Origin of the sequence: Nocardioides sp. zg-1308, assembly GCF_013155375.1 — a bacterium.
Classification (GTDB): domain Bacteria; phylum Actinomycetota; class Actinomycetes; order Propionibacteriales; family Nocardioidaceae; genus Nocardioides; species Nocardioides renjunii.
In genome coordinates, this window is record NZ_JABJQY010000005.1 from 331,344 (window position 1) to 344,386 (window position 13,043).

Annotated in this window: 12 protein-coding genes; 11 read left to right on the top strand and 1 reads right to left on the bottom strand. The window is 72.6% G+C overall.

Translation table 11 applies throughout. The features are described 5' to 3' along the window. The first annotated feature begins 14 nt into the window (after positions 1-14). The 11 genes from HN031_RS20210 (at position 15) to HN031_RS20260 (ending at position 12,191) form a co-directional block, all read left to right on the top strand. Positions 15-2,195: a hypothetical protein gene (locus tag HN031_RS20210; protein WP_172274695.1), complete on the top strand. Its 2,181-nt coding sequence runs from the start codon at positions 15-17 to the stop codon at positions 2,193-2,195. A gap of 71 nt (positions 2,196-2,266) precedes the next feature. Then, positions 2,267-4,246 carry an excinuclease ABC subunit UvrC gene (gene uvrC / locus HN031_RS20215; RefSeq protein WP_172274698.1) on the top strand — a complete coding sequence of 660 codons (1,980 nt, stop codon included), beginning with the start codon at positions 2,267-2,269 and terminating at the stop codon, positions 4,244-4,246. Next, positions 4,247-5,116, top strand: a complete 870-nt coding sequence (rapZ, locus tag HN031_RS20220) for an RNase adapter RapZ (RefSeq protein ID WP_172274701.1) — start codon at positions 4,247-4,249, stop codon at positions 5,114-5,116. Position 5,117: 1 nt separating this feature from the next. Beyond that, positions 5,118-6,086: a uridine diphosphate-N-acetylglucosamine-binding protein YvcK gene (yvcK, locus tag HN031_RS20225; protein ID WP_172274703.1), complete on the top strand. Its 969-nt coding sequence runs from the start codon at positions 5,118-5,120 to the stop codon at positions 6,084-6,086. A gap of 45 nt (positions 6,087-6,131) precedes the next feature. Further along, complete coding sequence (gene whiA, locus HN031_RS20230; RefSeq protein ID WP_172274706.1) at positions 6,132-7,118, top strand: DNA-binding protein WhiA; 987 nt, start codon at positions 6,132-6,134, stop codon at positions 7,116-7,118. Positions 7,119-7,330: 212 nt separating this feature from the next. After that, positions 7,331-8,326 (top strand): type I glyceraldehyde-3-phosphate dehydrogenase, encoded by a 996-nt coding sequence (gap, locus tag HN031_RS20235; protein WP_172274709.1) that lies wholly within the window; start codon positions 7,331-7,333, stop codon positions 8,324-8,326. A gap of 5 nt (positions 8,327-8,331) precedes the next feature. Then, positions 8,332-9,552, top strand: a complete 1,221-nt coding sequence (gene pgk, locus HN031_RS20240; protein ID WP_172274712.1) for a phosphoglycerate kinase — start codon at positions 8,332-8,334, stop codon at positions 9,550-9,552. A 37-nt stretch (positions 9,553-9,589) separates the two neighbouring features. Further along, positions 9,590-10,360 (top strand): triose-phosphate isomerase, encoded by a 771-nt coding sequence (tpiA, locus tag HN031_RS20245; protein WP_216652720.1) that lies wholly within the window; start codon positions 9,590-9,592, stop codon positions 10,358-10,360. A gap of 43 nt (positions 10,361-10,403) precedes the next feature. Then, positions 10,404-10,643 (top strand): preprotein translocase subunit SecG, encoded by a 240-nt coding sequence (gene secG / locus HN031_RS20250; RefSeq protein ID WP_172274718.1) that lies wholly within the window; start codon positions 10,404-10,406, stop codon positions 10,641-10,643. A gap of 60 nt (positions 10,644-10,703) precedes the next feature. Then, positions 10,704-11,063 carry an RNA polymerase-binding protein RbpA gene (locus tag HN031_RS20255; protein WP_172274720.1) on the top strand — a complete coding sequence of 120 codons (360 nt, stop codon included), beginning with the start codon at positions 10,704-10,706 and terminating at the stop codon, positions 11,061-11,063. 153 nt (positions 11,064-11,216) lie between these two features. Then, on the top strand, positions 11,217-12,191 hold the full coding sequence (locus tag HN031_RS20260; RefSeq protein WP_172274723.1) for a hypothetical protein: 975 nt from the start codon (positions 11,217-11,219) through the stop codon (positions 12,189-12,191). Positions 12,192-12,287: 96 nt separating this feature from the next. Here HN031_RS20260 and pgl read toward each other — a convergent pair whose 3' ends face one another. After that, the gene (pgl, locus tag HN031_RS20265; protein ID WP_172274726.1) at positions 12,288-13,040 is read right to left on the bottom strand and encodes a 6-phosphogluconolactonase; all 753 of its coding nucleotides are present in this window, start codon (positions 13,038-13,040) and stop codon (positions 12,288-12,290) included. Positions 13,041-13,043 lie beyond the last annotated feature (3 nt).

Here is a 13,043-nt window from a genome sequence, read left to right on the forward strand (position 1 = left end):
AGGGGGAGCACCACATGGTCTCGACGGCTGTCCGAGCACGTCTCACGGTCGCCACCGCGGTCGCCGTCGCAGCGGCGCTGCTGACCCCGGCCCAGGGTGGCGCGTCCGCCCCCGGCGGGACGTCGCGCGACACCCTCGACGTCACCGGCACGGTCCTGGTGGTGGCCGGCGAGGGCGGCGACCCGGACCGCTACTCGCTGCTGCTGCCCTCCGGGACCGAGGTCGAGCTGGCCGACGGGTTCACCGCCGACCCGCTGTCGGACTTCACCGGCATGCTGGCCGCACCGGGCACGGGCGAGGGCAGGACGCTGACCGGTCCGGCGCGGGCCGGCGCGCTCAGCCGGGCCGCCGCCGACGGCACGCCGCTGGAGGTGGTGAGCGCCCGCGTGGCATCGCCCGGTCCGTCCGCCGGACCGACCAACCACGCGACGTACGTCGCCAGGGTGACCAACTTCGGCGCGGTCGGACTGACCGACGCGCAGATCCTCGACGGCCTCGCCGGCGCCCAGCAGTACTGGGTGCGTGAGTCGGGCGGCCAGATCCCGTCCTGGACGACGGCGTCACCGGTCGTGCCCGTCGCGTCGGCCGCGGGCTCCACCGCGTCCGGCTGCGGCCTCGGCGCGGGCGGCGCCGACTTCGGTGCCATCGCCGCCAGCGTCGGCAGCCAGGCGTTCCCGGGCGTCGACTTCTCCGGGTCGTCACCCAACCACTTGGTCGTCGTCGTGCCCGACGGCTGCGGCGGCACGGTCGGCGGCCGCGCCCGGCTGGGCTCGTCGTTCGCCAGCGGCGGACCCGTCATCCTCCAGGCCGAGGCCAGAGCCGACTTCCGGATCGTCCTGGAGCACGAGTACGGCCACAACGTGAGCCTCGAGCACGCCAACACCGCCGCCGCCGAGTACGGCAACCTCTACGAGGTGATGGGCGCGGGCCCGTCCGGCTTCGCCAACCCGGTGCTCGGCACCGTCTACCGGTGGGAGCAGGGCATCACCGCCCCCGGCGAGGTCGTCGACGGCACCGCCGGCGGCACCTGGACCCTCGCCTCCCGCGGGGCGACGAGCGGGCTGCGCAGCGTCACCTTCATCGACCCCGACACGGGCCTGCGGCACTTCGTCGACCTGCGCAACGGCGGCGGCGGCGACGCCGGCACCTACTACACGACCAGCAGCTCCACGGTCCGCTACGGCCAGACCTACTCGCCCGGGATCGTCGTCGAGCGGGAGAACGAGGAGGCCGGCGCCTTCCTCCGCAAGCCGGACGCCAGCAACGACGGCGCCCTGCAGCGTGACGAGGCGTGGACCAACTCCGGCACGCTGACCGTGCGCGGCAGCGGCGCCACCGTGACCATCACGCGTACGCCCGCAGCCGCGTCCGTCGGGGGCGGCACCGCCAGCGTCGGCGCGGCGACCGCCCTGCGCGAGGTCACGGTCACGCCGTCCGGCTTCAGCCCCGCGCCCGCCGGCTACCGCTACCAGTGGCTGATCGACGGCCAGCCCGTCCCGGGCGCCGAGGACCGCGCCTTCCGCCCGACCCCGGCCATGGCCGGCGGCGCGCTGAGCGCGGTGGTGACGGCGTACGCACCCGGGCTGGACCCTACGTCGCGGACCTCCGCGCCGCAGACGGTCGCCCCGGCGGCCTGGTACGCCCAGGGCGCGCAGCGCCTTCCGCTGATCACCGGCGACGCGCGGCTCGGCGGCACGCTGACCGCGACCGGGCTGGACTGGGTCAACTACGACAGCCAGAAGCCCGCGGACTACTCCGCCGCCTACCAGTGGATCCGCAACGGCACGCCGATCCCGGGCGCGACCGCCCGGACCTACCAGCCTGGCCCCGCCGACGTCGGCGCGACGATCCAGGTCAGCGAGTACCCGCGGGCCGCCGGCTACGCCACGACCACCTTCGCCCGGTCCGGCTCCACGGCGCAGGTGGCGCCGGGCGTGCTCGTCACCTCCCGGCCGAAGATCGGCGGCAAGGCCAAGGTCGGCAAGCGTGTAGTCGCCACGGTGACGGGCTGGAGCGCCGGGACGCGGCTGACCTACCGGTGGTACCTCGGCAAGAAGGCCGTCAAGAAGGCGAACAAGCGCTCGCTCGAGGTGACCCGTGCCATGCGCGGCAGGAAGCTGGTGGTCAAGGTCACGGGACGCCGGGCCGGCTACCAGACCGTCTCGCTGCGGTCGCGCCCGCAGAAGGTGAAGTAGCGGCCGATCCCCGTCCTCCGGTGACCCACCGGGCGGCCTCCGGTGTCGGGGGCCGCCCGTAGGGTTGTCGGGTGGCAAGCCCGAGCTCCTACCGCCCTGCGCCGGGGTCGATCCCGACCAGTCCGGGGGTCTACCGGTTCCGCGACGCCAAGGGTCGCGTCATCTACGTCGGCAAGGCCAAGAGCCTCCGCTCACGCCTCTCGTCCTACTTCCAGGACATCGGCAACCTGCACCCGCGCACGGCCAGCATGGTCACCACGGGCGCGAGCGTGGAGTGGACGGTCGTCGACACGGAGGTCGAGGCGCTCCAGCTGGAGTACAGCTGGATCAAGGAGTTCGACCCGCGGTTCAACGTCAAGTACCGCGACGACAAGTCCTACCCCTGGCTCGCCGTCACGGTGGGCGAGGAGTTCCCCCGGGTGATGGTCGGCCGCGGCGCCAAGCGCAAGGGCACCCGCTACTTCGGCCCCTACAGCCACGCGTGGGCCATCCGCGAGACCGTCGACCTGCTGCTGCGCGTCTTCCCGATGCGCTCGTGCAGCAACGGCGTCTTCAAGCGCTCGGCGCAGATCGGCCGGCCGTGCCTCCTCGGCTACATCGACAAGTGCTCCGCCCCCTGCGTCGGCAGCGTCACCGCGGAGGAGCACCGCGAGATCGTGGACGACTTCTGCGACTTCATGGGCGGCAACACCGCGGCGTTCACCCGGCGCGTCGAGCGCGAGATGTACGCCGCCTCGGAGGCGCTCGACTTCGAGAAGGCCGCCCGGCTGCGTGACGACCTCGGGGCCCTCAACCGGGCCCTCGAGAAGCAGGCGGTGGTCCTCGGCGACGGCACCGACGCCGACGTGATCGCCCTGGCGGAGGACCCGCTCGAGGTGGCCGTGCAGATCTTCTACGTCCGCGGCGGGCGGATCCGCGGACAGCGGGGGTGGGTGGCCGACCGCACCGACGAGGGCGGCACCCCCGAGCTCGTGCAGGACTTCCTGCTCCAGCTCTACGGCGGTGAGTCCGACTCCATCCCGCGCGAGGTCCTGGTGCCGGCCCTGCCGCCCGACCACGACGTCCTCGAGGAGCTCCTCGGCGAGCGGCGCGGCAGCAAGGTCGCCATCCGGGTCCCGCAGCGCGGCGACAAGCGCGACCTGCAGCAGACCGTCGCGACCAACGCCCTGCAGGCGCTGGCGCTCCACAAGACCAAGCGCGCCAGCGACCTCACCACCCGCAACCGGGCGCTCGAGGAGATCCAGCAGGCCCTCGGCCTCGACGAGGTGCCGCTGCGGATCGAGTGCTACGACGTCTCCAACCTCCAGGGCACCGAGGTCGTCGCCTCGATGGTGGTCTTCGAGGACGGGCTGGCCCGCAAGTCGGAGTACCGCCGGTTCGTCATCCGCGGCGTCGACGGCCAGAACGACGTCGCGTCGATGCACGAGGTGATCACCCGGCGGTTCCGTCGCCTCCTCGACGAGCAGGCACGCAGCGAGACGGTGGCCACCGACTCCGGCCCCATGCTGATCGATCCGGACACCGGCCGCCCGCGCAAGTTCGCGTACGCCCCGTCGCTGGTCGTCGTCGACGGTGGGCCGCCGCAGGTGGCGGCCGCGCAGCAGGCCCTCGCCGAGCTCGGGCTCAACGACATCCCGGTGTGCGGCCTGGCCAAGCGGCTCGAGGAGGTGTGGCTGCCGGGGGAGGAGGACCCGGTCATCATGGCGCGCACCAGCGAGGGCCTCTACCTGCTCCAGCGCATCCGCGACGAGGCCCACCGGTTCGCCATCACCCACCACCGCGGCCGCCGGTCCAAGTCGATGGTGGAGAGCATGCTCGACGACGTGCCGGGCCTCGGTGAGGTGCGGCGCAAGACGCTGCTCAAGCACTTCGGCTCGCTCAAGAAGCTCCGCGAGGCCGAGGCCGACCAGATCGCGCTCGTGCCGGGCATCGGCCCCCGCACGGCGACCGCCATCAAGGACGCGGTCGCGAAGGCCGACGCGACCCGCAAGACTGCACCCCGAGAGCCGGCGGTCAACACCGCCACCGGCGAGATCCTGGAGGACGACTGAATGCCCGAGCCGACCCCCGGCGAGCTGGTCATCGTCACCGGCATGACCGGCGCCGGACGCAGCACCGCGGCCAAGGAGCTGGAGGACCTCGGCTACTTCGTGGTCGACAACCTCCCGCCGACGCTGGTGCGCGACGTCGTACGCCTCGTCGACGACAGCAAGGGCATCCACCAGCCGATCGCGGTGGTCGTCGACGTCCGGTCCGGGTCGTTCTTCGACTCGCTCCAGGCCAACCGCCACCAGCAGGTCACCGGCCGGCCCACGACGCTGCTGTTCCTCGAGGCGACCGACGACGTCCTGGTCCGCCGCCAGGAGGCGGCACGTCGCCCCCACCCGCTGCAGGGCAGCGGCCGCCTGCTCCACGGCCTCCAGCGCGAGCGCGGGGCGATGGCCGAGATCCGCGGCGACGCCGACGTGCTGCTCGACACGTCCAACTACAACGTGCACCAGCTGCAGGACAAGATCACCGAGCTCTTCGGCACCGCGACCACGACGCGGCTCAAGGTGACCGTCATCAGCTTCGGCTTCAAGTACGGCATCCCCGTCGACGCCGACTGGGTCGCCGACATGCGGTTCCTGCCCAACCCCCACTGGGTCCCCGAGCTGCGGCCGCAGAACGGCCGCGACCCCGACGTCGCCGCCTACGTCCTCTCGCAGCCGGGCGCCGGGACCTTCCTCGAGCAGTACCTCCCGGTGCTGCGCACCATCGCCGAGGGCTACCTCCACGAGGGCAAGCGCTTCATGCAGGTCGCCGTCGGGTGCACCGGCGGCAAGCACCGCAGCGTGGCGATGACCGAGGCCATCGCCGGCCTGATGCGGGAGGCGGGCTACGACGTCAGCACCTCCCACCGCGACCTCGGCAGGGAGTGACGTGGCCCGCGACACCGCGCAGGCCGCGGTGGCCCTCGGCGGCGGTCACGGCCTCTTCGCCACCCTGTCGGCGCTGCGCCGCCTCAAGGACGACCTCACCATCGACGACCTGACCGCAGTGGTGACCGTCGCCGACAACGGCGGCTCGTCGGGCCGGCTGCGTGGCGAGTTCGGCGTCCTGCCCCCGGGCGACCTGCGGATGGCGCTGGCCGCGCTGTGCGGCGACGACGAGTGGGGCCGCACCTGGGCCGACGTCATCCAGCACCGGTTCGCCGGTCAGGGCGAGATGAACGGCCACGTCATCGGCAACCTGCTCATCGTCGGCCTGTGGGAGCTGATGGGCGACCACGTCCGCGCGCTCGACTGGGTGGGCCGGCTGCTCGGCGCCCACGGGCGGGTGCTGCCGATGGCCACCACGCCGATGGACATCACGGCCCGCGTCCGCGGCGCGGACCCCGCTCAGCCGGCGGCCGTCAGCGTCGTACGCGGCCAGGTGGAGGTCGCGACCACGGCCGGGCAGATCGAGTCGGTCGCCCTGGTCCCCGAGGACCCGCAGGCGTGCGCCGAGGCGGTGGAGGCGATCCTGGCCGCCGAGTGGGTCGTGCTGGGCCCCGGGTCCTGGTTCAGCTCGGTGATCCCGCACCTCATGGTGCCGGGCCTGCGCCGCGCCCTGGCGGAGACCGAGGCACGCCTCGTGGTGGTGCTCAACCTCGAGGCCCAGGCGGGGGAGACCACCGGCTTCGGCCCGGCCGACCACCTCGCCGCGCTGTTCGAGCACGCACCCGACCTGACCGTGCACGCCGTCGTCGTCGACGCGTCCTCACTGGTCGGCGACCGCGAGCAGCTCGAGACGGTCGTCACCGACCGGGGAGCCCGGCTGGTGGTGGACGACATCGCCGTGCCGGGGGAGCCGCGTCACGATCCCGACCGCCTCGCGGCCGCCTTCCGCCGGATCGTCGACGAGGGCTGACCCGAGCGCGCGAGGGTCGTTGACCCGCATGGCAGGATTCCGCCCATGGCAATGACGGCACAGGTGAAGGCAGAGCTCGCCTCCACCCAGATCACCAAGACCTGCTGCCGCAAGGCCGAGGTCGCCTCGATGCTCCGCTTCGCCGGCGGACTGCACATCGTGAGCGGCCGCATCGTCGTGGAGGCCGAGCTCGACACCGGCGCCGCCGCTCGCCGGCTGCGCACCGACATCTCCGAGGTCTACGGCCACCCCTCCGACGTGGTCATGGTGCAGGGCAACGGCATCCGCAAGGGCAGCCGCTACATCGTCCGGGTCACCAAGGACGGTGAGGCGCTCGCGCGGCAGACCGGCCTGCTCGACCAGCGCGGCCGCCCGGTGCGTGGCCTGCCGCCGGCCGTCGTCAGCGGCGGCGGCTGCGACGCCGTGGCCGCGTGGCGGGGTGCCTTCCTCGCCCACGGCTCGCTCACCGAGCCGGGGCGCTCGTCCTCCCTCGAGATCACCTGCCCCGGCCCCGAGGCCGCCCTCGCGATCGTGGGCGTCGCCCGTCGCCTCGGCATCTCCGCCAAGGCGCGCGAGGTGCGCGGGGTCGACCGCGTCGTGATCCGCGACGGCGACGCCATCGGCGCGCTGCTCACCCGCCTCGGCGCCCACGAGTCGCTGATGGCCTGGGAGGAGCGGCGGATGCGCCGCGAGGTCCGCGCGACGGCCAACCGGCTGGCCAACTTCGACGACGCCAACCTGCGCCGGTCCGCCCGGGCCGCGGTCGCGGCGGGCGCCCGCGTCGACCGTGCGCTGGAGATCCTCGGCGAGGAGATCCCCGACCACCTCCGCCAGGCCGGGCACCTGCGGCTCGAGCACAAGCAGGCCTCCCTCGAGGAGCTCGGCCAGCTCCACGACCCGGTGCTCACCAAGGACGCGATCGCCGGGCGGATCCGCCGCCTGCTCGCGATGGCCGACAAGCGCGCCGAGGAGCTCGGCATCCCCGACACCGAGGCGTCCCTGACGCCGGAGATGCTCGCCGAGGACGCCTGAGCGCGCTGCCCGGCGGCGCCGGATCGTCACCCGGGCGACGTACGGGTGACCGGAGGGTGACGGTCTTGGATCGATCCAAAGTTACCTGTCCGTAGCGTGGGCGACCCCGGTCCGGGGGCCGGTCGGCAGCCGATAGGCTCGGTGATGCTGGTCACCGAAGGCCAGAGTTGTCGACGGGGTCACCGAAGGCCCCACCTAGGAGACATGCACCCATGACCGTCCGCGTAGGCATCAACGGCTTCGGCCGCATCGGCCGCAACTTCTTCCGCGCCGTCCGCGCCTCCGGCGCCGACATCGAGATCGTCGGCGTCAACGACCTGACCGACAACGCGTCCCTGGCGCACCTGCTCAAGTACGACTCCATCCTCGGCCGCCTCGACGCCGACGTGTCGAGCGACGACACCTCGATCATGGTCGGTGACCAGAAGATCGCCGTGTCGGCCGAGCGCGACCCGGCCAACCTCTCGTGGGGCGACCTCGGTGTCGACGTCGTCGTCGAGTCCACCGGCTTCTTCACCGACGCCACCAAGGCCAAGGCCCACGTCGACGCCGGCGCCAAGAAGGTCATCATCTCGGCGCCCGCCTCCAACGAGGACATCACCATCGTGATGGGCGTCAACCACGAGCTCTACGACCCGGCCCAGCACACCGTCATCTCCAACGCGTCGTGCACGACCAACTGCCTCGCGCCCATGGCGAAGGCGCTCCACGACGGCCTCGGCATCAACAAGGGCCTGATGACGACCATCCACGCCTACACCGCGGACCAGAACCTCCAGGACAACATCCACAAGGACCCGCGCCGCGCCCGCGCCGCCGCGCTCAACATGGTGCCGACCTCGACGGGTGCCGCCAAGGCCATCGGCCTGGTGCTCCCCGAGCTCAAGGGCAAGCTCGACGGCTACGCCATGCGCGTCCCGGTGCCCACCGGCTCGGCCACCGACCTCACGTTCGAGGCCAGCCGCGAGACGTCGGTCGACGAGGTCAACGACATCGTCAAGGCGGCCGCCGACGGCCGGTTCCTCAAGTACTCCACCGACCCGATCGTCTCCACCGACATCGTCACCGACCCGGCGTCCTGCATCTTCGACGCCCCGCTGACCAAGGTCATCGGCAACCAGGTCAAGGTGCTCGGCTGGTACGACAACGAGTGGGGCTACTCCAACCGCCTCGCCGACCTGATCACGCACGTCGGCACGTCGCTCTGACCTCGATGTCCCACACCGCAGGCATCGAGTCGCTGGGTGACCTGAGGGGCAAGCGCGTGCTGGTCCGCTCGGACCTCAACGTGCCCCTCGACGGCACCACCATCACCGACGACGGCCGGATCCGCGCGAGCGTGCCGACCATCACGCAGCTGTCCGACGCGGGCGCCCGGGTGGTCGTGACCGCCCACCTGGGCCGCCCGGACGGCTCGCCCGACCCGAGGTACTCCCTCGAGCCGGTCGCCGCGCGGCTCTCCGAGCTGCTCGAGCGGCCGGTCGCGTTCGCCACCGACACGGTCGGGGCCAGCGCGAGCGAGACCGTGGCCGGCCTGGAGGACGGCGGGATCGCCGTGCTCGAGAACGTCCGGTTCAACGACGGCGAGACGAGCAAGGACGACTCCGTGCGCGGGGCGTTCGCCGACCAGCTCGCGCAGCTGGCCGACGCCTTCGTCTCGGACGGCTTCGGCGTCGTCCACCGCCGGCAGGCCAGCGTCTACGAGGTCGCGCTGCGACTGCCGTCGGCGATGGGCGGCCTGGTCGCGGCCGAGGTCGAGGTGCTGCGCCGGCTCACCGAGCACCCGGAGCGCCCCTACGTCGTCGTCCTCGGCGGCTCGAAGGTCTCCGACAAGCTCGGCGTGATCGACAACCTGATCGACAAGGCCGACAAGCTGCTCATCGGCGGCGGCATGGTGTTCACCTTCCTCAAGGCCCAGGGGCACGAGGTCGGCAAGAGCCTGCTCGAGGAGGACCAGCTCGACACGTGCACCCGCTACCTCAGCGAGGCGGCCGACCGCGGGGTGGAGATCGTCCTGCCGACCGACGTCGTGGTCGACACGGCGTTCCCGTCGGGCGACCGCGAGCCCCAGCCCAGCGTCGTACCAGCCTCGGAGATCCCCGCCGACGCGCTCGGGCTCGACATCGGGCCCGAGTCCGCGGCCGCCTTCGCGGCGGCACTGTCCGACGCGCAGACGGTCTTCTGGAACGGCCCCATGGGCGTGTTCGAGGTGGCCGCCTTCGCCGAGGGCACCCGCGCGGTGGCGCAGGCGCTCACCGAGGTCACCTCGTCGGGAGGCCTGTCCGTCGTGGGCGGCGGCGACTCGGCCGCGGCCGTGCGCCAGCTGGGCTTCGACGAGGCCGCGTTCGGCCACATCTCCACCGGCGGTGGCGCGTCGCTGGAGTTCCTGGAGGGCAAGGAGCTCCCCGGGATCGCAGTACTCGAGAGGGCGTGACGCAGTGGCTGGCACGAAGAACACCCGCACCCCGCTGATGGCGGGCAACTGGAAGATGAACCTGACCCACCAGGAAGCGGTGGTGCTGGTCCAGAAGCTCGCCTGGACGCTGGCGGACAAGCGCCACGACTTCGGCAAGGTCGAGGTCGTCGTCGTGCCGCCCTACACCGACCTGCGCTCGGTGCAGACGCTCGTGGACGGCGACCGGCTGTCGATCCGCTACGGCGCGCAGGACGTGTCGGTCCACGACAACGGCGCCTACACCGGGGAGATCTCCGCCGCGATGCTGGCCAAGCTCGGCTGCTCCTACGTCGTGGTCGGCCACTCCGAGCGCCGGATGTACCACCACGAGAGCGACGAGCTGGTCAACGCCAAGGCTCACAAGTCGCTGGCGGCCGGGATGACGCCGATCGTGTGCGTGGGCGAGGGCCTCGACGTGCGTCAGGCCGGCGAGCACGTGCCGTTCACGCTCACGCAGGTCGACGGCTCGCTCGACGGGTTCACCGCCGAGCAGGTGGCCGGCCTCGTGGTCGCCTACGAGCCCGTGTGGGCCATCGGCACCGGCGAGGTGGCGACGCCCGACGACGCGCAGGAGGTGTGTGCGGCCATCCGTGGGCGGGTGCGCGAGGTGCACGGCGACGCCGCGGCCGACGGCCTGCGGATCCTCTACGGCGGGTCGGTCAAGGCCGCCAACGTGGGCGGGATCATGGACAAGTCGGACGTCGACGGGTGCCTCGTCGGCGGCGCGAGCCTGCAGGTCGACGAGTTCGGCGGCATCTGCCGCTTCTACGACATGCCGGTGCTGTGAGGCCCCTCACCGGATCCCGACGGCGTGACGTAGGATTCCGCTCGTGATTCCGCTCTTCACCGTCCTGCTGGTCATCACCAGCGCGATCATGATCCTGCTGGTGCTGCTCCACAAGGGCCGCGGTGGTGGCCTGTCCGACATGTTCGGCGGCGGCGTCTCCAGCAGCCTGGGCGGATCCTCGGTGGCGGAGCGCAACCTCGACCGCTTCACGATCGGCGTCGGCGTCATCTGGTTCGCCTGCATCGTCGCCCTGGGCCTGCTCAAGGCCTACAGCGGCGCCTGATCGTCCGCCCCGCACTGTCCCTGTCTCTGTCTGTCCCAAGGTTCTGGCGAAGGAGTTGTCGTGGCTGGTGGTGGAAACGCGATCCGCGGTAGTCGGGTCGGCGCCGGACCGATGGGGGAGGCCGAGCGTGGAGAGGCGGCGCCCCGGCAGACGGTGACCTACTTCTGCAGCCACGACCACCGCTCGGTGGTCACCTTCGCGATCGAGGCCGCCGCGCCCGACTCGTGGGACTGCCCCAAGTGCGGCCTGCCGGCGAGCCTCGACTCCGAGAACCCGCCGCCGGCGCCGAAGATCGAGCCCTACAAGACGCACCTCGCCTACGTGAAGGAGCGTCGCAGCGAGACCGAGGCGGCCGACATCCTCGACGAGGCCGTCGCGCTCCTGCGCAGCCGCCGCAAGGCCGGCGAGATCATCTTCTGAACTTCACGTGACCGGGCACTTCGTGCCCGTCCTGAGCCCTGACCGGGCACTTCGTGCCCGTCCTGAACGCTGACCGGGCACTTCGTGCCGGTCCGGGCCTGCCGCTGTGGATGACGTACGACGTCCTCCGCCGGCAGGCGGCAGGCTGGCCGGATGCACGTCATGCCCGCCTGGTGCCGCGACGTCGAGGCGCTGGGCGTCGACGCGCCGATCCCGTTGGACCGTCCCCTCTCGGCCGCTGGGGCGACCCGTCTCGGGGTCGGTGAGAGCCTGCGGCGACGCCTGGTCGAGCGCGGCCTGCTGCGACCGGTGCTGCGTGGCGTCTTCGTGGCCGCCGCCGTGCCGGACTCCCTCCGACTCCGCGTCGCCGCGCTCGAGCTGGTCGTCCCCGAGCACGCGGTCGTCGTCGACCGCACCGCGGCATGGCTGCACGGCGTCGACGCGCTGCCTCGTTCGGCGATCCACGAGATGCCGGTGCTCGACGTGTTCAGCCGGTCGGGCAGCCGGATGCGCCGACCGGGCGTCGCGAGCGGCATCCGCGAGCTCACCACCCGCGACCTCGAGCAGATCGGCGCCCTCACCGTCACGACGCCGCTCCGGACCGCGTGCGACCTCGGCCGCCTGCTCTGGCGCTTCGACGCCCTCGCCGCCATCGACGGCTTCCTGCGTATCGGGCTCGACCATGGGCTGCTGCTCCGTGAGGTGCCTCGGTTCGCAGGCCACCGGGGCATCCGCCAGCTCCGCACCCTCGCCCCGCTGGGTGATGCCGGAGCGGAGTCCCCTCCGGAGAGCGCCCTGCGACTGCACTGGTACGACGCCGACCTCCCGCCGCCCGAGACGCAGGTCTGGGTCGAGGACGACGCCGGCGTCCCGAGGTTCCGCATCGACGTCGGCGACGCCGGCGTCCGCTACGGCGCGGAGTACTACGGCGAGGCCTACCACGGCGACGAGGTGAGCGAGCACGACGAAGCACGGCTCGACTGGTTGCGCGACGAGCGCGGGTGGCAGATGGACGTGTTCACGAAGGAGGACGTCTACGGTCGCGAGCTCGCGGCCAGCGACCGGCTCCGCGCGGGCCACGCGGCCGCGGCTGCCCGCCGACCGACGTACATCGACCTCTCGCGCTGACCGGACGGGCAGGACGTGCCCGGTCGGAGACCCGGACGGGCAGGAAGTGCCCGGTCGGCGCGCAGGACGGGCAGGACGTGCCCGGTCACGTGTAGTTCAGGCGGGGAGGGCGGGGAGGGCGGGGAGGGCGGAGGCGGCGGGTTCGTCGAGCCACCAGACCGTCTCGTCACCGCGGACCCCGCGCGCCGGCGTCTCCTCGACCGATCCCTCGTCGGCCAGGGCGCGGGCGACGGCCTCGGCCTTGCCCTCGCCGCTGGCGATGAACCAGACCGATCGGGCGCGGTTGAGCGCCTCGAAGGTCAGGGTCACGCGGTCGGGCGGCGGTTTGGGGGAGTCGTGGACGGCCGTCACGGCGACGCCCGACACCGCGAGGCCCGGGTGGCCGGGGAAGAGCGACGCGCAGTGCCCGTCGGGCCCGAGCCCGAGGATCATCACCTCGAACGACTCGACGCCACGGGCCCGCAGCGTGTCGGCATAGGCCGCGGCCGACTCCTCGGCGGTGGCGACCTGATCGCTCGACGGCACCTCGTGCACGTGCGCCGGGTCGACACCGACGACGTCGAGGAACTCGCTGCGGGCCGGGAGCGCGTTGCGGTCGGGGGAGCCGGCGGACACGAACCGCTCGTCACCCCACCAGAACTCCACGCGGGACCAGTCCACGGACGAGTCCGGGGCGCGCCGCGCGAGCTCGCGGTGCAGCGACTCGGCGATCGAGCCGCCCGTGAGCGCGACGTGCGGGACGTCGCCGCTCGCCTGCGCGGTCTCGATCCGGTCGAGGAGGGCCGAGGCGACGTCGCCGACGAGGATGTCGGCGTCCTGGTGCCGGCTGACCCGGGGGGCGTCGGTCATGCG

What these genes read in the sequence shown, in the direction of transcription:
- rapZ (WP_172274701.1), top strand. Translation starts at nt 4,247, where the DNA reads ATGCCCGAGCCGACCCCCGGCGAGCTGGTCATCGTCACCGGCATGACC.
- pgk (WP_172274712.1), top strand. Translation starts at nt 8,332, where the DNA reads ATGTCCCACACCGCAGGCATCGAGTCGCTGGGTGACCTGAGGGGCAAG.
- whiA (WP_172274706.1), top strand. Translation starts at nt 6,132, where the DNA reads ATGGCAATGACGGCACAGGTGAAGGCAGAGCTCGCCTCCACCCAGATC.
- gap (WP_172274709.1), top strand. Translation starts at nt 7,331, where the DNA reads ATGACCGTCCGCGTAGGCATCAACGGCTTCGGCCGCATCGGCCGCAAC.
- HN031_RS20260 (WP_172274723.1), top strand. Translation starts at nt 11,217, where the DNA reads ATGCACGTCATGCCCGCCTGGTGCCGCGACGTCGAGGCGCTGGGCGTC.
- HN031_RS20210 (WP_172274695.1), top strand. Translation starts at nt 15, where the DNA reads ATGGTCTCGACGGCTGTCCGAGCACGTCTCACGGTCGCCACCGCGGTC.
- pgl (WP_172274726.1), bottom strand. Translation starts at nt 13,040, where the DNA reads ATGACCGACGCCCCCCGGGTCAGCCGGCACCAGGACGCCGACATCCTC.
- tpiA (WP_216652720.1), top strand. Translation starts at nt 9,590, where the DNA reads ATGGCGGGCAACTGGAAGATGAACCTGACCCACCAGGAAGCGGTGGTG.